The sequence below is a fragment of the Pseudomonas sp. MWU13-3659 genome (assembly GCF_023757525.1).
Classification (GTDB): domain Bacteria; phylum Pseudomonadota; class Gammaproteobacteria; order Pseudomonadales; family Pseudomonadaceae; genus Aquipseudomonas; species Aquipseudomonas entomophila_E.
On record NZ_JAMSHW010000003.1, the window covers coordinates 464,324 to 482,500 of the forward strand.

General features: G+C 65.9%; 15 protein-coding genes. 7 read left to right on the top strand and 8 right to left on the bottom strand.

Features of this window, described 5'->3' with window-relative positions; all coding sequences use genetic code 11:
- Positions 1 to 10 precede the first annotated feature (10 nt).
- Positions 11 to 1,162: an LLM class flavin-dependent oxidoreductase gene (locus NGM28_RS06940; protein ID WP_252089343.1), complete on the top strand. Its 1,152-nt coding sequence runs from the start codon at positions 11 to 13 to the stop codon at positions 1,160 to 1,162.
- Between the two features lie 112 nt (positions 1,163 to 1,274).
- On the opposite strand, the gene NGM28_RS06945 is transcribed toward NGM28_RS06940, so the two are convergent.
- The 3 genes from NGM28_RS06945 to NGM28_RS06955 form a co-directional block, all read right to left on the bottom strand.
- Complete coding sequence (locus NGM28_RS06945; protein ID WP_502943831.1) at positions 1,275 to 1,406, bottom strand: GFA family protein; 132 nt, start codon at positions 1,404 to 1,406, stop codon at positions 1,275 to 1,277.
- 79 nt (positions 1,407 to 1,485) lie between these two features.
- Positions 1,486 to 2,217 carry a class II aldolase/adducin family protein gene (locus tag NGM28_RS06950; RefSeq protein WP_252089345.1) on the bottom strand — a complete coding sequence of 244 codons (732 nt, stop codon included), beginning with the start codon at positions 2,215 to 2,217 and terminating at the stop codon, positions 1,486 to 1,488.
- Positions 2,218 to 2,232: 15 nt separating this feature from the next.
- Entirely contained in the window at positions 2,233 to 3,279 is a 1,047-nt protein-coding gene (locus NGM28_RS06955; RefSeq protein WP_252089346.1) for an ABC transporter substrate-binding protein, read from the bottom strand.
- 382 nt (positions 3,280 to 3,661) lie between these two features.
- Here NGM28_RS06955 and NGM28_RS06960 point away from each other — a divergent pair, with 382 nt between their 5' ends.
- The 6 genes from NGM28_RS06960 (at position 3,662) to NGM28_RS06985 (ending at position 12,288) form a co-directional block, all read left to right on the top strand.
- Positions 3,662 to 4,894, top strand: a complete 1,233-nt coding sequence (locus tag NGM28_RS06960; protein WP_240067219.1) for an acyl-CoA dehydrogenase family protein — start codon at positions 3,662 to 3,664, stop codon at positions 4,892 to 4,894.
- Between the two features lie 158 nt (positions 4,895 to 5,052).
- Positions 5,053 to 6,825, top strand: coding sequence for an ABC transporter ATP-binding protein (locus NGM28_RS06965; RefSeq protein WP_252089348.1), 1,773 nt, complete (start codon positions 5,053 to 5,055; stop codon positions 6,823 to 6,825).
- Complete coding sequence (locus tag NGM28_RS06970; protein ID WP_252089350.1) at positions 6,818 to 8,632, top strand: ABC transporter ATP-binding protein; 1,815 nt, start codon at positions 6,818 to 6,820, stop codon at positions 8,630 to 8,632. Before NGM28_RS06965 ends, NGM28_RS06970 begins: the two co-directional genes overlap by 8 nt.
- Positions 8,633 to 9,005: 373 nt before the next feature.
- Positions 9,006 to 10,154: an LLM class flavin-dependent oxidoreductase gene (locus tag NGM28_RS06975; protein WP_252089352.1), complete on the top strand. Its 1,149-nt coding sequence runs from the start codon at positions 9,006 to 9,008 to the stop codon at positions 10,152 to 10,154.
- Between the two features lie 11 nt (positions 10,155 to 10,165).
- Entirely contained in the window at positions 10,166 to 11,233 is a 1,068-nt protein-coding gene (locus tag NGM28_RS06980) for an ABC transporter substrate-binding protein (protein ID WP_252089354.1), read from the top strand.
- Entirely contained in the window at positions 11,230 to 12,288 is a 1,059-nt protein-coding gene (locus NGM28_RS06985) for an ABC transporter substrate-binding protein (RefSeq protein WP_240067214.1), read from the top strand. The genes NGM28_RS06980 and NGM28_RS06985 overlap by 4 nt, the downstream gene beginning before the upstream one ends.
- A 28-nt stretch (positions 12,289 to 12,316) precedes the next feature.
- Here the strand turns inward: NGM28_RS06985 and NGM28_RS06990 are convergent, their stop codons facing one another.
- From NGM28_RS06990 to NGM28_RS07010, 5 genes are read right to left on the bottom strand one after another with little or no spacing between them, the layout of a single operon-like run.
- On the bottom strand, positions 12,317 to 13,072 hold the full coding sequence (locus NGM28_RS06990) for a hypothetical protein (RefSeq protein ID WP_252089356.1): 756 nt from the start codon (positions 13,070 to 13,072) through the stop codon (positions 12,317 to 12,319).
- Positions 13,069 to 14,472: a lipase family protein gene (locus NGM28_RS06995; protein WP_252089358.1), complete on the bottom strand. Its 1,404-nt coding sequence runs from the start codon at positions 14,470 to 14,472 to the stop codon at positions 13,069 to 13,071. Before NGM28_RS06995 ends, NGM28_RS06990 begins: the two co-directional genes overlap by 4 nt.
- A 3-nt stretch (positions 14,473 to 14,475) precedes the next feature.
- Positions 14,476 to 15,249, bottom strand: a complete 774-nt coding sequence (locus tag NGM28_RS07000) for a hypothetical protein (protein ID WP_252089360.1) — start codon at positions 15,247 to 15,249, stop codon at positions 14,476 to 14,478.
- A gap of 16 nt (positions 15,250 to 15,265) precedes the next feature.
- Positions 15,266 to 16,090, bottom strand: a complete 825-nt coding sequence (locus tag NGM28_RS07005; RefSeq protein WP_252089362.1) for a DUF4123 domain-containing protein — start codon at positions 16,088 to 16,090, stop codon at positions 15,266 to 15,268.
- Positions 16,087 to 18,138 carry a type VI secretion system Vgr family protein gene (locus tag NGM28_RS07010; protein WP_252089364.1) on the bottom strand — a complete coding sequence of 684 codons (2,052 nt, stop codon included), beginning with the start codon at positions 18,136 to 18,138 and terminating at the stop codon, positions 16,087 to 16,089. The genes NGM28_RS07005 and NGM28_RS07010 overlap by 4 nt, the downstream gene beginning before the upstream one ends.
- Positions 18,139 to 18,177: the final 39 nt, after the last annotated feature.

Below are 18,177 nucleotides of genomic sequence, written 5' to 3' on the forward strand. Positions count from 1 at the left end.
GAGCACCACCATGAGCCTCGAATTCTTCACCCGCCTGCCGCTGCATGGCGAAACCCAGTTCCTCCCAGGCGACCCGCGCAACCGCGGCGACTGGCACGCCGGCGGCCCCAGCACCGGCGCGGTGTCCGGCTTCGTCGTGGGCGATCACTTCAGCTACATCGACTACCTCGGCCAGGTGGCCAGGGCTGCCGAGATCAATGGTTTCGGCGGCGCCTTGATGGTCAACGCGCCCTCCGGCGAGGAGCCGTGGACGGTGTGTTCGCTGCTGGCCCGCGAGACCCGCACGCTGAAGTTCGTCACCGCCTTCCAGCCCTACCACTACACGCCCTGGGTCGCGGTGCAGCAGGCCGCCACCTACCAGCGCGCCACCGGCAACCGCCTGGTGTGGAACATCATCAATGGCGGCTCCGACGCCATCCAGCGCCAGGTCGGCGACTTCGAGGGGCACGATGAGCGCTACGCCCGCGCCACCGAGTTCATGGATGTGGTACGCGGTTACTGGCACAACGACAACTTCCACTACGAGGGCCGCTATTACCGCGCCGAGGGCGGTGGCCTGCGCGGGCCGCTGAAGAAGGCCGAACTGCCGCTGATCTGCACTGCCGGCTCTTCCGAGGCAGCCCGCGAATTCGCCGCCAAGCATGCCGACTTCTACCTGATGCGCGCCGAGCATCCTGATGAAATCGCCGCGCTGATCGCCGATATCCGTGCGCGGGCCCTGAAACATGGGCGCACCGACATCCGCTTCGGGCTGTCCATCGACGTCATCACCCGCGACACCGAGGAAGCTGCCCTGGCCGAAGCCAAGCGCTTCTTCGACGAAGGCGTGGCCAAGGGTACGGTCAAGGCCCGTGCCGCCCACGCCGGGCTGCGGACAGCGCGCAAGCTGAGCTATGAGCACGAATACGCCGACCAGGGCGAGGTGCCTGCTTACGACGACTTCTTCATCCACCCCAACGTCTGGACCGGCTTCGGCTACATCGGCATCCCACCGGGCTGCGCGCTGGTTGGCAGCCACGAAAACGTGGTGGCGCGAATCCGTGAGTACCACGCCATCGGCATCGACCTGTTCTTCCTCGCCGGTTACCCACACCTGGAAGAGGCCTACCGCCTCGGCGAGCACATCCTCCCGCACTTTCGCGGCGAACGCGCCGCCCTCTGATTGTGCACGACCTCTGTAGGAGCGGCTTCAGCCGCGATCACCCGCGAAGCGGGTGCCGGGCAACGCGTTGCCTGCATCGCGGCTAAAGCCGCTCCTACAGAGGGTGCAGGGGTCACACGAACGGGCCGCCCGAATGGCGTTGGCACATGCCGCAGGAGCACGTGTGGGGAAACCGTGGTTCGCCCTTGGCGATGAAGCGGATGCGGCCGCACAAGCAGCCGCCTTTGTAACGGATGGTTTTCATCAGGCAATTCCTTGGCTAACGCCGCCTCGCACAGCGCACGGAACCTGTATCTCTCGCCGCGGAAATTGCCAGTAACGAATCAGTTGCGGCGGTCGATACCGGGTACCAATCCCAGCTCGGTGGCGCGCTCGTACAGGCCGCTCATCTTCCATTGCTGGGTGAGCACACCGGGCCCATAGGGTCGCGAGCCACCAAGCGCATCGGCGAGCAACTGGATCTGCGCGCCCTCCTCCAGCAACAGGATGAATTCGGCAGTGGCGCGCAGGCCCTGCTTGCCCCACACAGTGGAGCCGCCGTTGGCCTCGAGGATGGCCAGGTTGAAGGGGTTGGCGGCAATCTGCTCAAGGATGAAATCCACCTCGGCCTGGCGCCGGTCGATGTACACCGGCAGCTCGCGAGCCAACTGGTAGCGCTGCACCGGCACGTAGTGGAACGGCAAGGTGCGGTGGGTCTGCGCCCAGGCACCGAGGTAGGGCGTATGCACGTGGGACACGGTCGTGATGTCGGCATGCCGCTGGAACAGTTTGGTATAGCGCCCCAGGCCACCCTTGCCCTTGCCGAGGATGACATTGCCAGCGAAGTCGCTGACCGTCGCCTCCAGCGGCTTGCGGTAGTGCCACGGGCCACCGTAGTTCACCGCCACCAACAGCTCCTGCCCCGGCACCCGCTCGATGAAGCCGACGGTGCCGTTGGCGGTGATGGTGTTGGTTTCGCGGAACACGGTGAACGCGGCTTCAGCCTCGGCCAGCACCTGGTCGATGAAGGCTTGCAGCTCAGTGGTGAGGGGGCGTTCGTTGGTCAGTACGGTCATGGTCGATCTCCGGAGTCAGGCGCGGCGCTGGGCCAGCAGGTCATGGGCGGCTTGCAAGGGGCGGTGGTCAACCCAGTCGGCGAGGTCGAAGTCGCGCTCCAGGAAGCCATGCAGGTTGAGGAAGGTCTTCTGGGTGTCGAGGAAGGCCAGGCGCTGGGCCGACAGGTCCGGCGCCAGGGTGGCGTGGAAGTCGCCGCGATAGGCCTCGGCCACGCCCTGGCTACCGGCGCGGGTCTCATCCTCGAGGATGGCGTTGAGCGCCTCGCGATTGCCGGCGGCCCAGGCGGCGGCGCGCAGGGTCTGGGCGAGGAAACGCGCGACCAGGTCGAAGTGCTCGTCGAGCAGCGACTGGTGGACGGTAATCGGCCGTGGCGTACCGTTGTTGATGCGATGGCGTGGGTTGGGCAGCGCATCAAGGTCGATACCCACCACCAGGCCGAGGCGGCGGGCGGCGTCGGCTGCGGCGGCGCCCTTGACGTACACCGCGTCGACCTCGCCGCGCACCAGGTAGTCCAGGCCCGACCATAGGCGTTGCAGGCCCAGTTGCGGGGTGCTGGCACCCTGCTGGTCGAGCAGCGCCACCTCCACCAGATGCACGTCATCGAAGGTCAGCCCCGCCGAGGCCAGCGCGCCTTTGTAGCCGTGCAGGCTCATGGCCCGGGCGATGCTGCCGGGGCGGTCATCTCCCCAGGCCGGCAGCGCCAGGCGCTTGCCGCGCAGGTCTTCGGGGCGGCGGATATTGCTGCCTGGGCGGACCAGAAGGGTCTGCCACTCCTCGATCCAGGTCAGGCCGACCAGCCTTGACGGCGCCCCGGCGGCGCGGGCAGCCAGGGCCGGCAGGTTGCCGCCCTCGCGGAACAGGCCGGGGAGCAGGTGATCGTAATGGTGATGGCCGAGCTGACGGGCTTCCTGCAGGGTGTCGATGGGCAGTCCGTCCCGGGCGAACTCCTCCTGCAGCCAGCCGAGCTTGTAGGCAATGCCGGAGGCGGTCGGTACCGGGCAGCGGGTGAACCAGAGGCGGTCCAGTGTTTGAGGTTGGGGGGCGGTTTGGGCGAGGGTCATGGGTAGCTCCTTGGACGTCGTGCAGGGCGTGTTGCAGCGGTCGTGCCAAGGGCTGGAAGGCCCGGAACATGGAGGCTGTGCACGAGTACCCAAGGCCAGGTTGCTGGCCTGGGAGCAGGCGTGCGGAGCGAGTGTTGCCAGATCAGCAAGCGACAGGCCGAGGGTGTTGCTGGAGCAGCATTTGAGCTTTGCAATCTCGCCGCAGGCCAACTGCTGCGAGGGCTCCACTGGAGTGGCAAAGAAGTTGCTCTGGCGTTGTCAGGAGTGGGGCCGCTGCGCGCCCCATCGCCGGCAGGCCGGCTCCTACGCGCCTCTGTAGGAGCCGGCTTGCCGGCGATAGGCTGCAAGGCAGCTCCCGCGAACACCGCCATCGAGGTCAACCATGAGCATCATCGAATTGCCCCACGCCCACCGCATCACCAGCGAAGCCGAGGCCCTGCGCATCGCCCGTGAAGTCGCCAGCGAAATCGCCACCCTCGCCGCCGACCCGCGCAACAACGACCAACTCCCCCGCCGCCAGGCCGAACGGCTGTCGAACAGCGGCCTCACTGCCATCGGCGTCCCCAAGCAGTTCGGCGGCCTCGGCGCCTCGGTCGAGACCATTGTCGAAACCGTGCGGTTGGTCTCTACCGCCGACGGCGGCGTCGGCCAGCTACTGCAGATCCATAACGTCATGCTGCGCGGCCTGTTCGACGGCTACCCCGACGAAGTCCGCGACCGCGTGCTGGCCGATGTGCTGGCCGGCAAACGCCTGGGCAACGCCCTGGCCGAGGTCGGCGGCAAGAACAAGTTCGCCCTAAAGACCCGTGTCGAACGCCGCGCCGATGGCAAGCTGGTGCTTAACGGCAGCAAGTTCTATTCGACCGGCGCCTACCTGGCCGATTGGATCTGGCTGACCGCCGCCAGCGAGGACGGTGGCGCTGGGGTGCTGCTGCACCGTGACACCCCTGGCCTGACCCTGGTCGACGACTGGCGGGCCTTCGGCCAGCAGCACTCGGTGAGCGGCACGGTGAAATTCGACGAGATCGTCCTCGACGAGCGCTTCGTCACCTTGCGCAGCGGGCCGATGAAACGCACCGGCCTGACCTTCCCGCAGATTCTCCACGCCGCCATCGACAGCGGCATTGCCGCAGGCGCGTTGCAGGCGGCGGTGGAGTACCTGCGCGAGCATGCCCGGCCCTGGGTCGAGAGCGGTGTCGAGCGGGCCAGCGACGAGCCGCACATCATCCGCCAGGTTGGCGAGTATGCGGTCGCCCTGCGCGGCGCCGAAGCGGTACTGCGCGAGGCCGCGCGGGTGTTCGACGCCCACGAGCGCGCCCCCGAGGACAAAGCGCTGCAGGACGAGCTGATCCTCTCGGTGGCCACCGCCCGGGCGCATGCCGATGGGGCGGCGCTGAAGATCTCCAGCGACCTGTTCTCGCTGCTAGGGGCCAGTGCCTCGCTGAGCAAGTGGAACCTCGACCGCTTCTGGCGCGATGCCCGGGTGCACACCACCCACGACCCGATCCGCTGGCGGCTGCACAACGTCGGCAACTATTACCTCAATGGGGCGGACCCTGGGGAGTACACAGCGGTGCTCAATGCCAAGGAAGCGCAAGGCGCCACGCGTCGTTGAGGCATGCGCCGGGGGCTGCTACGCAGCCCTTTCGCGGCACAAGGCCGCTCCTACAGAAACCGCGCAACCATCTAGGAGCGGCCTTGTGCCGCGAAAGGGGCGCACAGCGCCCCCGACGATCTCGACCACTTCCCGCCTACTCCAGACCCGAGCCCTGCATGACCTCCAGACACCCCCTTCTGCGCGCCCTGGCCATCTACCGCGAGATGCCCTGGCGCTTCACCCTGGTCACCACCCTCTATATCGCCGGCAACCTGGCCCTGGCCTGGCAGCAGTGGCTGATCGGCCACGCAGTCGACGATGTCGGCGCCGGTCGCGCCGTCACCCGCCTGACCGACGGCAGCCTCGACGCCACCCTGGCCTGGCACTGGCTTTGGGCACTGCTGGCCATCGCCTTGGCCCGAGGCATCCTGCAATACGCTGCCGCCGTGCTGTCGCTGGTGCTCAGCCAGGCCCTGCTGACGCGCCTGCGCGAACGCATCCTCGTACAGGTCCAGGCCCTGCACCTGGGCTACCACTGGCGCCATGGCATGGGCGAGCTGGTCACCCGCACCACCCGTGACGCCGACAAGGTTCGCGATGCATTGATCACCTTCTGGCGGCAGATCATCGAGACGCCACTGGTGGTGCTGGCGGCGGTCGGCCTGCTGGGCTGGTACGACCCGCTGCTTGGCCTGGTACCGCTGCTGCTGACGGGTGTCGGGCTGGGATTGTTCGTGCGCCAGACCCAGCGGCTGGTCACCCTCGACCGGGCCGTCGCCTTAGCCTACGACCAGGTGAGCCAGGATCTGTCGGAAGGCATCGGCGGGGTGCGGGTAATCAAGGCGTTCGGCCTGGAAGGCCAGCGTATCGCACGCTTCACGGAGCAGGTGACGGTGTTCAGCACTCACGCGCGCGCTGCACTGGCCTACGCCAGTTCGCGAATCCCCCTGCCACAGGCAGTGGTCGCCCTTGGGCATGTATGGATTCTGGGCTACGGTGCCCATCGGGTGGCCGCCGGACAGCTGGGCATCGGCGAGCTGGTGACCTCGCTGCTGGTGGCCACCACGCTGGTGTTCCGCATCGAGGGCATCGGCCGGGTGATGCAGACGTTTGCCGATGCCCGCGCCAGTGCCGAGCGCATCTGGCAACTGCTCGACGAACGCCCTGCCATTCGCAGTGGCCAGAGCGACTTGCCGGAGGGGCCACTGGGCCTGAAGCTGGAGCAGGTGCGCGTGGGCACGCCGGGGGCGGCCCGCGACCTGTTGCGCGGTTGCACACTGCACCTGCGCCCCGGCGAGGTGGTGGCGCTGGTCGGTGCCACCGGCAGCGGCAAGAGCCTGCTGGCCGGCCTGTTGCCGCGCCTGACCGAGGTGGACGGCGGCAGCGTGCGGGTCGGCTCCGACGGCTCCGGCTGGCACGATGTGCGCAACCTCGACTTGAACGCCCTACGCCGTCGGGTGCAGGTATTACCGCAGGAGAGCTTCCTGTTCTCCGACTCGCTGGCCGCCAACCTGCGCCTGGCCGCGCCACAGGCCAGTGACAGCGCGCTGCGCGAAGCCCTGCGCCTGGCCGCCGCCGAGGATGTGCTGGAGCGCCTGCCCCAGGGCCTGGACACGCCGCTGGGCGACCGTGGCGTGAGCCTTTCCGGTGGTCAGCGCCAGCGCCTGTGCCTGGCCCGCGCCCTGCTCGGCGCGCCGGACATCCTGTGCCTGGACGACGCCACCAGCGCCCTGGACGCCCACAACGAACGCCGCGTGCTCGACAACCTGCGCCGCCAACAAGGTCGTGCGCCGACCCTGCTGTTGATCACCAGCCGATTGTCCACCCTGCTGCTGGCCGACCGCGTGCTGCTGCTCGAAGGCGGGCGCATCAGCGCCAGCGGCCGCCACGCCGAACTGGCGGCGCACAACGCCCACTACCGCGACCTGCTGGGGATCGAGCATGGCTGAAAGCGATATCGACATCGAACAACGCCTGGCGCGCCAGGCCCTTGATCGCGGCATGCTGCACCGCCTGCTGCCGCTGCTGCGGCCGATCCGTGGGGCGATCATGAGCGTGATCGGCCTGGAGCTGCTGCTGGTGCTCACCGTGTTCCTGCGGCCTTGGTTCGTCCGTGAGCTGATCGACCGTGGGCTGACCCAGGAAGCCGGCCACTGGCTGCTCGACGAGCGCCTGGTGCTATGGCTCGGCTTGGGACTGGCCGCCAGCTGGTTGGGGCGCTTCCTGCTGGCCGGGGCTTCGCAATTCATCGCGGGCAACGCGGCGATCCGCGTGCTCGGCACCCTGCGCGTGCAGGTGTTCGCCCATGTCCAGGGGCTGTCGGTGAGCTACTTCGACCAGACCCGCGCCGGGCGCATCATCGCCCGCGTCGATCGCGACGTTGACGCGCTGGAGCCGTTGCTGGTGCAAGGCCCGCCAGAGCTGATCGGCGCCCTGCTGCGTTGTTGCCTGGCCGGGGTGATGCTGTGGCGCATCGAACCGAGCTTCTTCTACAGCCTGGCTGCCACCGTGCCGCTGCTGGTGCTGGCGACCTGGCGTTTCAAGCGTGTTTCACAAAGCAGTTGGGCCAGGGTCGCCGAACAGCGCAGTCGCTTCACCGCGCACCTGGTCGAGAGCGTCAGCGGCGTGCGGTTGATCCAGCAGTGTGGACGAGAAGCCAGCAACCAGCGGCGCTACCGGCGCTTGCTGGAGGACTTCAACCAGGCCTTGATCCGCGGCAGCCTGCGCACCGGCTGGTTCGCCCCGCTCACTGCGTTGCTGAGCACGGCAGGCATGGCCGTGTTGTTGCTGGTGGGTGCCTTTGGCCTGGCCGAGGGCCGGGTGAGCGTCGGCCAGATTGCCGAGAGCCTGTTCTACGTGTTCCTGTTCCTCGGACCGTTGCAGGAGCTGTCGGACTTGTTCGAGCGCTACGCCACCGGCAGCGCCTCGGCGCAGCGCATTTTCCTGCTGCTCGACACCTGCCCTCAGGTGCTCGACCCTGCACAACCGCGAGCTTTGGACCGCGCCCATGGCCAGGTGGACTTCGAACAGGTGGGGTTCGCCTACAACGCTCAACCGGTGATCGACGGGCTCGACCTGCACATCCGCGCAGGCGAGGTGCTGGCCATCGTCGGTCCTTCGGGGCATGGCAAGAGCACCCTGGTGCAGTTGCTGACACGCTTCTACGACGTGCAGCGCGGCGCGTTGAGGCTCGACGGTATCGACCTGCGCGAACTGGCCCAACACGACCTGCGGCGCAATGTCGGCGTGGTGTTGCAGGACAACGTGCTGTTCAGCGGCAGCATTCTCGACAACCTGCGCCTGGCCCGGCCCGGTGCCGATGATGCCCAGCTGGTCGCCGCCGCCCGCGAACTGGGCGCCGACGAGGTGCTGGAACGCCTGCCGCTGCAGTACCGCACCGAAGTCGGCCCGCTGGGCAGCCACCTCAGCCATGGCCAGCGCCAGCTGGTGTGCCTGGTGCGCGCCTACCTGGCGGACCCTGCGGTGCTGGTGCTCGACGAAGCCACCTCGGCGGTCGACGTGCACACCGAGCGGCGCATCCAGCAGGCGCTGCGACGGCTGTGCCAGGGGCGCACGGCGATCGTCATCGCCCACCGCCTGGCGACCATTCGCGACGCCGACCGGATTGCCGTGGTGCGCCATGGGCGGGTGGTGGAACTGGGACGGCATGCCGAGCTGGTCGAGGCTGGAGGCGCGTATGCCGGACTGTACGACGCCTATCTGCGCAGCGCCGGGGAGGCGAACGCCGAAGCCTGACCATGGCCTGTGTAGGAGCGGATTCATCCGCGATGCGCCGCGCCCGCGGCGCTCGGTCTAACAGGCGCAAATGCCCTACCGGCAAACACCTTGCGAACCTCGAATATCCGAATAACGGATAGGTGGCTTTCAGGTGCCCGGCGAAAGCGCGATGGTGCTCATGTGACCGAGCGCCGCCCGCGCGGCGCATCGCGGATGAATCCGCTCCTACAGGCCATGCTGCTGCTCATGCAATCGCTGCTGACCGGCTGCTGCCACAGCAACACCCTGCCCTCGCCAACCGCCACCATCCCCCGCGCCATCGGTCTTGTATCGCCATGGCACAGCCGTTGCACCGCCCTCGCCATCGACAACCTCCCCTTCAGGAGCCCCCATGACCACCGAATTCTTCTGGCGCCTGCCCCTGGGCACCGATGGCCCGCAGCTGTCCACCGACCGCCACAACCGCGGCAATCCACAACACCGCCCCGGCCACATCGCTCCAGGCCGCCTGCCCAACGGCGAGGCCGATGGTTTCACCTACATCGACTACATCGCCCAGGTGGCCAAGGCCGCCGAGCTGGCTGGTTTCGAAGGCGCCCTGCTGCCCACCGGCCCCGAACCCTGGATCGCCGCCGCGGCCCTGGCCCGCGAGACCCGGCGCATCCGCTTCCTGATCGCCTTCCAGGCCACCTGGACCCTGCCCGCCTATGCCGCGCAGCAGGCGGCGATCCTGCAGAACCTCAGCGGCGGCCGGCTGGACTGGAACATCATCACCGGCGGCAACCCCGCCAGCCAGCGCGCCAACGGCGACTTCCTCGAGCACGACCTGCGCTACAAGCGTACCGGCGAATTCCTCGATGTGATCCAGGGCCTGTGGGCCAACGACACGTTCTCCTACACAGGCGACATCTACCGCCTGGAGCACGGCAGCCTGCCGCCGGGCCTGCAGCACGAGCGCAAGCCTGGGGTGTACTTCTCGGGCTTCTCCGACGCCGCACTGGAGGTCGCCGCCCGCCACGCTGACGTCTACCTGAACTGGGCCGAGCCCATCGACAAGCTCAAGCCGCATATCGAACGGGTGCGCGAGCTGGCCGACAAACAGGGCCGCACAGTGCGCTTCGGCTTGCGCGTGGACCTGTTCGCCCGCGAAACCGAAGAGCAGGCCTGGCGCGAACTGCGCCAGCAGTTCGAACGCCTCGACGGCAAGAGCAGCGCCATCGCCAAGGGCTTCGCCAGCGGCTCCGACTCGGTGGGCGGCGCGCGCCAGGCGGCCTATCACCAGCACCTGCAGGACTTCGACGCACTGAAGCTGGCGCGTAACCTGTGGGCCGGCTTCGCCAAGGCCAAGCCTGGCCCGACGGTGGGCCTGGTAGGCAGTCACGAGCACATCGCCGAACGCCTGGCCGAGTACCGCGACGCCGGCTTCTCGACCTTCATCCTGGCGGCCAACCCGCACCTGGAGGAAGCCTTGCGCATCGGCCAGGAAGTGTTGCCGCTGGTGCAGCAGCCCGCTACCGCGCCACTGAAGGCCAGCGCCTGAGGAGAACAACCATGAGCCACCCCCTCGATACGCTCTGGTACACCCGCTGTCCGGTACCCACCGGCCTGGGCATCGCCGTGCAGCAAGGTTGGTTGCAGCAGGACCTGGCCGCGCTGGGCACCCGCGTGCAGTCGCTGCGCGAGGCCGACGAGCAGGCCGTGCGCGAATCGCACTTCGACCACACATTGCGCAACTCGGTACGCCACGGCGGCAGCATCCCGGCGATCTGGGCCCGCGCCCAAGGCCGCGAGACCCGCGTGATCGGCCTGTCCTGGGCCGACGAGGCACAACTGATCCTGACCCGCCCGGACAGTGGCATCCACACGGTTAAGGACCTCAAGGGCCGGCGCTTCGGCCTGCCCGACTGGGCCGCGACGCAGATCGACTTCACCCGTGCCCAGGCCCTGCGCGGCCTGGAAAACGCGCTCAGGCTCGACGGCCTGCAAGTGGGCGATCTGCAACTGGTCAACTACCGCTACGCCGGCACCTTCAGCGACCGCCCGGTACGCAATGTCGCCGGCACTCCGGTATCCACCTCAGAGGGCGAAGGCCGCAACCTGGAACTGGCCGGCCTGCTGCGCGGCGAAGTGGACGCGATCTTCCTCAAGGGCGCCAGCGCCGTGCAGTTGGCCCACGCCTTCGGCCTGCGCACCGTGATCGACACCGGCAGCCACCCCGACCCACTGATTCGCAGCAACAACGGCACGCCACGCACCCTGGCCGTGGACAACCACCTGCTCGAGCAGCACCCACAGGTGGCCCATGCCATTCTCGCCAGCGTGCTGCGCGCCGAGCACTGGGCGCACCAGCATCCGGACGAAACCCGCCGTTACCTGGCGCACGAAACCAACAGCAGCGAGTACTGGGTCGGCGTGGCCTACAGCAACGATGCCCACCTGCGTCTGCGCACCGCCCTGGACGAGCAGGCCATCGACGCCCTGCAGGACTTCGTGCACTTCCTCCAGCGCTGGCGCTTCATCCCCGCAAGCTTCGCGGTGCGTGACTGGATCGACCGGCAGCCGCTGGAGGCGCTGCTCGCCACGACACCCCCCATGGACAGGAAGCCCGTCGCCCTATGAGCAAGCCCCTGGAAACCCTCTGGTACACCCACAGCCCGGTGCCCACCGGCCTCGGTATCGCCGTGCAGTCCGGGCGCCTGGCCCAGGCCTTCACACCGTTCGGCACGCGCATTCAGTCGCTTCGCGAATCCAGCGAACGTGAAGTGCGCGAAGCCCATTACGACCACCACCTGCAGAACTCGGTGCGCCACGGCGGCAGCATCCCAGCAATCTGGGCCTACGCCAGCGGCGTCGAGACCCGGGTGCTGGGGCTGAGCTGGATCGACGAGGTACAGTTGATCCTCACCACCGAAGAGAGCGGCGTGCGCGGCATCCGCGACCTGAAGAACCGCCGCTTCGGCCTGCCCAAGTGGGCCAACGTGCAGATCGACTTCACCCGCGCCCAGGCCCTGCGCGGCCTGGAGAACGCGCTCAGGCTCGAAGGGCTGAACGTAGCCGATATCGAGTTGGTGGACTACCCCTACGGCGGCACCTACAGCGACGAGCCCAAGCAGCACCTTTTCGGCTCGGAAGTGGCGTTGGACACCCGCCGCGTGAGCCGGCGCAACAACGAGTTGATCGGCCTGCTGCGCGGCGACATCGACGCGATCTTCCTCAAGGGGGCCCACGCGGTGCAGCTGGCCCACGAGTTCGGCCTGCGCGTGGTGGTCGACACCGGCAGCCACCCCGACCCACTGATCCGCAGCAACAACGGCACCCCACGCACGTTGACGGTGGACACCCACCTGCTGCAGGAGCATTTCGATGTGAGCCGAACCCTGGTCGACACCGTGCTGCGCACCGAGCAGTGGGCCTGGGCCAACCCCGAGGAGACCCGGCGCTTTCTCGCCCGCGAGCTGAACACCAGCGAGTACTGGGTGGCGGCGGCCTATGGCGAGGACGCCCACCGGCGCTTGCGCACGGCGCTGGACAGCCGGTCGATCACGGCGTTGCAGGACTTCAGCGAGTTTCTCCATCGCTGGGGGTTCATTCCACGGCGCATCGATGTGCGTGAGTGGATCGACTCGAGCGTGCTGGAGCAGGTGATCGGGTCGACGTCGCGACTGGCGGTTTGAACGCGGCGCTGGACAAGCCCGCCACTGCTCATATGAGGTCAAGCGGGTCGTCGAGGCTGGCGAACAGCTCGTCGAACGTCACCACGTTGATGTCCTGTTCCTTGGGCGCCATGGCCAGCGGTGCGGCCTGGGTGCTGGCGGCGTGGTCCTGCCAGCGCTCCAGGGCCTCGGCCAGTTGCGGCTGGCCGGCGAGACTGCCGTAGACGTCAGCTTCGCTGACCGGGGCGCGGCGCAGGCTGGCCAGCCGCTCACGGGTAGCCTGCAGGCGTTCCAGTTCTTTTTCGATGGCGGTCAGGCTGGGCTCGCGGGAACGCGGGTAGTAGTCGCCTCGACTCAGCCGGGTGCGACGTTCGCGCAGTTGCTGGCTGATCGATGCCAATGCTGTGTCCACCGCCTCCAGTTCCCGCACGGTCACCGCTGGCGTACGGTTGGCCAACGCCTGCTGGTGACGACGCAGCATGGCCCAGCAAGCCGGGATGTAGCTGGACACCATGAAATGATCCGCCAGGCTGACCGACCGGTGCTGCGGCAGGCCATTCACCTTTTCCAGGTAGTAGTTGCAGGCGGGCTGGGCGGTGATGGTGGTGCAGCCCGGGCGCCAGAGAATGGCCGAGGACTCCTGGTTGCTGAGCTGGATCGGCATGAAATGCTGCAGCTCGCCATGGTGCCCGTAGGGCTCGCCATCCTGGTTGACCAGGCCTGTTCGCATGACCATGGCGCCAAGCGGAAAGTTGATACTCGCCAGGACAGCGCCAGTGGCGATCACCTCGTAACGGGTGTTCATCCACGGCAGTGGCAGGTGGGGACCATGTCGTCATTGTTGACGATGCGGTGGTGGCGCAGGTCGGTGGCGCTGGCGAGGAACGTGCTGTCGCCGGCTCGGGGGGCGCCGTAGGTGTAGAGCTGGAGGGGGCCAATGTGACCACCTGCGCGCAGCATTTGGGCCAGCAGAAGTGCTATCGCGCCACCGAGGCTGTGGCCGCAGATGATGAGTTGCTGGGACTGGTAAAATTTGTCCATGTAAACTTCCACGAACTGTAAAGCACGCTTTGCGGCCAGGTAGAAGCCACGATGAACCTTGCCATGCCCCTCTTCGAACGGGACCTGTAATGCATCCACGTCACGCAATAGATCCGGGATTTTTTCGCTGGTGCCTCGGATAGCGATAATCATTACATCGGCATTGTGGGTTATGAATGCCTGAGTATCCGTTGTGTCAGGAAGCCCTCTATCATCCAGGAAGTGAAGGCTGGCAGGATTTTCCTGATCGTCACCTAGCGCGGGGTTGTTCTCCTCATACAGTTCTGGATCGAATGGCACAATTTCCCATCGCTGGGAATAAGGCACATCTTCGTAGAGTGGGAAGTACTCTGTCTGTTGTTTCGTGTCTACGCGCCAGATCTCCTGCCCTTTGGCCAGAGCATCGCCAAACCAGTTTCCGACGGTGGGGACATGAGGAAAATTGACCGATTTGGCTTTAACTGGGTGACCCGGAGGTTCCTGCCCGAACGGGGTGTAGCTGAGCGTGGCCATCAATGCCAACTGATAGAGGTTCAGCGCGCAGAACTCAGGATCCATTGACAGGACGGGCCGCAGTGCTCGCAGCGGGCGGACTTCCAATACCGTGTGCTTGCCGAACATGAGCCCGACACCCCATTCGCAATGCTTGCCCATGATTCGCCGAAGCCCCTTGTCAGGTGGGGAGGATCTCGCTGACAGCGGGGGAAGGTGACAAACAAATCGAACAAGGTCCCGAACCTCTACTTGACGAAAATCATCAGCATTAAGCCTTGCAGGATTGGATGATGTTCGAGTTCCATCATGGTTCGAAAAACGAGTCTGCTCGGCACGGACTTGAAGATCGGTTATCTTCAGCGAATAATGCTTTCGAGCCTGTAAAAAAGTGTAATCGTCATGACCTCCTGCATAGCTTGCTACAAACCTCAGAGATATCGGCCCAGTATAATGATTTGAAACCTCACCTTGCCCCTCTGTATCCAACGCCCCTTTATAAATAACCCCTTCCATATCCTCAACCTCATAGAAAGCTCCAGCATAGGGGGCTCCACTACCATGCTCATCAACCAACTGAAAGCTTGTCGAGCAGCCACGCACTGGGCAAGTCAGCATCAGGTTATTCAGTGGATGATTTAACTCTTTTATTAGATCAGCGCTATTTTTCATGAGCTACTCATTACAGCCAGGATAAATTTTACAAATACGTCCATCAGGCATTTTGAAATCGACAAAATCTTTATAGTTGCCCCGACAAAAACCGTACAGGTCATCGAGGCCTTTACCCACGCAACGCTTCCAGCCATTTGAGAATTCAACCCAGGTATCGTCTATTGATGGTTCCTCTCTGTTTTCAAGACGAACGTTCATCCTGATCGTCTTTCCCGGCAGTTGATCTATCATGTAAGCCCCAAAAGGATTTCCGACAGATTTTTCTCCGCGCTCGTTATCTTTTTTACAGTTCAGTATTTTCCTGATACGTCGATCCGCCCCAAAAGTCCTAAACCACCACTGGCACTTCCCATAAAATGTATCGCCATCTTCGGCGCTCATGACTCGCCTATACTTATCCTCAAGCTCTGCATACACACCAATGCCCGCCCTATTTTCCGACGCCTGATTAAATACACTTCCATAGACCCCTATGATTCTGATTTTTATACTACTCACAACCACAGCGCACCCATCAACAACTTTGCGAATCACGATAGTCGAAGTTGGCTCATACTCTTTATCCCACTCTCGATTGAAGTGCTGTACGGCCCTCCCCCAATCAGCTAGCACGCATTTCGCATCGGGCTCCGGTTCATAGTGCGCAACCGCCGCATACACAAAGTTCGGTGGAAGCTCCCCCACCAACTTGAAGGTATTCGGAAGCTCTTCCTTACACCCCACCAACGAAGCCAGGCCCAACATCACCAGACACTTCAACAACATCCCAGTCATTCTTCTTTCTCCCTATTCAATACACCGTACGAAGTCGCAACCGCTCCAGATGCGCCTGTGGGCTTTCATCAACCAACGGCGCACATTCCCGCGGCACTTCGTACCCCGGCGAGCGCAGGCTCAACATCAACAGGAACTCGATCTCCTCCCCTGTATGCCAGCCCCAGACCCGAGCCTGACGCAGCTGGCGTTGCAACCACTCAAGGGGCATTTGGCTTTGGGCAAGCGTGCAGTAGGTATCCAGATGCTGGCTGTAGAGGTAGCGATGAGCATTCGTCAGGACGATCCCATTGCCTTCGACTTCGGCCGGAGTCGGTAACCAGACCGGAACGGGCGGCACGGGGTAGGCACGGGGCGCCGGGTTATCCACCACCCGCCAGGCCGTGGCCTGCCAGTAGCACACGCTGATGGCCTGGCCGAGCCAGGCGGCCCTGCGATCCGCGACCGCCATCGCCATCGCCCGCGCCAGCACGCGGTTGTCGTGGAACCGGTACAGCGCCCGCTGCGGCCGCTGCCCCAGCAGCAGCCGTGCGCGCCAATGCTCGACCCAGTCTGGCAAGGCGCCGGGCGCCAGGCTGGCCAGCCAGCCCCAGTTGCCTTGCGGCGCTTCGAGCAAGCCCTGCAGCAAGCGCACCTCGCCCTCACCGATCAGGAAGCAGGCCGGCCCTTGCGTTGCGAGGTGGGCGACTTCGGTCTGCTGGTACAGCGCACACCAGCGCTCGGAGCCCATGCGGGCCATCAGGGCCTGCCGGGCATCGAAGCCGGCGTCGAGCATCAGCACGATGTCACGGCCGCAAGCGCGCTCGCGCGCCATCCATTGCCACGGGGTTGACTCGCTCATACCGCACCTCCCAAGGGCGTGTCGCAACAACTGTCACAGACGGGACACAGCGCGCTGTCGAGCGCCTGGCTTCCCGCCCACAACGCCCACTGCACCGGACCTGCCGCCACGGGCAGCGGCAGAGCGTCGGGCAGGCCCTGACCGTCGCCCGGCAGCAGGGGCTGCACCAGGACGCTGGCCGCCGGCGCCCCGCCGATCTGGATCGGGCTGCTGCAGAAGATGCCCGCGCCATTGATCACCAAGTGCTGCCCACCAACCTTGAGGGTGATGCTGGCACCGCCCTCCACCACCACCTCGCCGTCCGCCGACACCTGCACCTGGCGCCCGGCATGCTGCACCAGCACCGTGCCCACGCGGGTCTGGCTGCCCTCCTCGACCACCAGGTGGTCGCTGGCCCGCACCAGCACCTGGCGATGCCCACCGACGGTGCGCTGCTCCTCGGCCTCCAGGGTGACCCGGCTGGGCCCCTTCACCCGCACCTCGCGCCGGCCACCGATCGCCTCGTGGCTGTCATTGCCCACCTCCCGCTCGTAGTCACGCTGAGCGCGCAGGTACAGCAACTCCTGCCCCGCGCGGTCCTCCATGGCCAGCTCGTTGTAGCCCCCGCCGCCACCCAGGCTGCGGCTGCGCAACACCGTGCGGCTGCGGTACTCGGGCAAGGCATAGGGTGGCGGGTGCAGGCTGTCGGGCAGGCAGCCGCTGACCACGGGCTGGTCGGGGTCGTTGTCGAGGAAGCTGACCACCACCGCCATGCCGACCCGCGGCAGCGTGACCGCGCCGTACCGGTCGCCGGACCAGCTGGACAGCACCCGCAACCAGCAGCTGGTGTGCGCATCGCCCCGGCCTTCGCGGTCCCAGTGGAACTGCACCTTGACCCTGCCCAACGCGTCGCAATACACCTCCTCGCCGGGCGGGCCGGTGACCCTGGCCACCTGGCCGCCGGGCACCTGCGGCCGGGGCTGGGCCAGCGGCGGGCGGAACAGCACGTCCCAGGGGATCGCTTTGAAGGTGTTGCTGTAGCGCGTCTGCACGTCGACTGCGGCGTGCTCCTCGAGCACCTGGGGCTGGTGGCCTTCGTGGTGGACGTGGGTGAGCAGCCATAGGTCGTTCCAGGCCTCGCGAGGATGGTCGTTCAGCTGCAGCAGGTGGCCGCTGCGCAGAAACGCCGCATCGCTGGCCCCTTCGGCCAGGCAATGGTTGAAGCGACAGCGCTGCAACGCCCGCTTGCTCAGCGAAACGCCCCGCTGCTGGTCGAGGGTCTGGCGCAGGCTGCCGGGATAGGCGTAGTGCTCCAGGGGTAATACCTGGGCCTCGGCGGTGCTGCTCGGGTAGGCCAGCGGCAGCGCGGCCTTGCGAAAGTCGTGGTCGCGCAATTCCACCTGGTTGACCGCGGTGCGCACACTCACGCCGAACTGGCTGACCACCGGGGTGTCGGCCCGCAGGCCGGTGGGGGGATGAAAGCCCAGGGCACGCCCGAGGCGGGGGAAGTGCGACTGGTGGTCGGCGAACACCACGCTGTGGCCCTGGCGCGAATGCTGGAAGTGGTAGTGGATACCGTCTTCCTCGCACAGCCGTTCGATAAACGCCAGGTCGCTCTCGCCGTACTGCACGCAGTACTCGCGCGGTGGGTAGGGTTCTTCGAGGAGGAAGCGGTAGCTGTCACCCAGCAGGCCGTGCTCTTCGAGCACCTGGCCGATGATCTGCGCCACCGTGCGCTGCTGGAAGACCCGGTAGTTAGTACGCAGGCCCAGCCGCGCCAACCGTGGCTCCAGCCGGGCGTGGTAGTGCGTGAGGCGGTCGCCGATGGCACCCTGGCGGAACCGGCTGATGACACCGTGGATACCGCAGCCCTGGCCGTCGAAGGCGAGAAAGGCCGGCTGGTTGAGCATCCGCTCGAGCGGCAGGCGGGCATTTTCGCTGACCAGCTCGAGCTCGAAGCGGTAGAGCCTGCTGATGTATTCGTCGCCATCGAATTTCAGGACCTGAAGCTCAGGCTGGACCGCCGGTACGTGAAACCGCAGGCGGTCGGGGGGTAATGATTCGAACATCCGTTGTCCCTGGTTGGGCCACCTTGGCCGGGGTGCAGC

Excerpts from the sequence above, each read along its gene's own strand:
- NGM28_RS06955 (WP_252089346.1), bottom strand. The coding sequence starts at position 3,279 with ATGACCCTCGCCCAAACCGCCCCCCAACCTCAAACACTGGACCGCCTC.
- NGM28_RS06980 (WP_252089354.1), top strand. The coding sequence starts at position 10,166 with ATGAGCCACCCCCTCGATACGCTCTGGTACACCCGCTGTCCGGTACCC.
- NGM28_RS06950 (WP_252089345.1), bottom strand. The coding sequence starts at position 2,217 with ATGACCGTACTGACCAACGAACGCCCCCTCACCACTGAGCTGCAAGCC.
- NGM28_RS06990 (WP_252089356.1), bottom strand. The coding sequence starts at position 13,072 with ATGAACACCCGTTACGAGGTGATCGCCACTGGCGCTGTCCTGGCGAGT.
- NGM28_RS07010 (WP_252089364.1), bottom strand. The coding sequence starts at position 18,138 with ATGTTCGAATCATTACCCCCCGACCGCCTGCGGTTTCACGTACCGGCG.
- NGM28_RS06975 (WP_252089352.1), top strand. The coding sequence starts at position 9,006 with ATGACCACCGAATTCTTCTGGCGCCTGCCCCTGGGCACCGATGGCCCG.
- NGM28_RS07000 (WP_252089360.1), bottom strand. The coding sequence starts at position 15,249 with ATGACTGGGATGTTGTTGAAGTGTCTGGTGATGTTGGGCCTGGCTTCG.
- NGM28_RS06995 (WP_252089358.1), bottom strand. The coding sequence starts at position 14,472 with ATGAAAAATAGCGCTGATCTAATAAAAGAGTTAAATCATCCACTGAAT.
- NGM28_RS06970 (WP_252089350.1), top strand. The coding sequence starts at position 6,818 with ATGGCTGAAAGCGATATCGACATCGAACAACGCCTGGCGCGCCAGGCC.
- NGM28_RS06985 (WP_240067214.1), top strand. The coding sequence starts at position 11,230 with ATGAGCAAGCCCCTGGAAACCCTCTGGTACACCCACAGCCCGGTGCCC.
- NGM28_RS06945 (WP_502943831.1), bottom strand. The coding sequence starts at position 1,406 with ATGAAAACCATCCGTTACAAAGGCGGCTGCTTGTGCGGCCGCATCCGC.
- NGM28_RS07005 (WP_252089362.1), bottom strand. The coding sequence starts at position 16,090 with ATGAGCGAGTCAACCCCGTGGCAATGGATGGCGCGCGAGCGCGCTTGC.
- NGM28_RS06940 (WP_252089343.1), top strand. The coding sequence starts at position 11 with ATGAGCCTCGAATTCTTCACCCGCCTGCCGCTGCATGGCGAAACCCAG.
- NGM28_RS06965 (WP_252089348.1), top strand. The coding sequence starts at position 5,053 with ATGACCTCCAGACACCCCCTTCTGCGCGCCCTGGCCATCTACCGCGAG.
- NGM28_RS06960 (WP_240067219.1), top strand. The coding sequence starts at position 3,662 with ATGAGCATCATCGAATTGCCCCACGCCCACCGCATCACCAGCGAAGCC.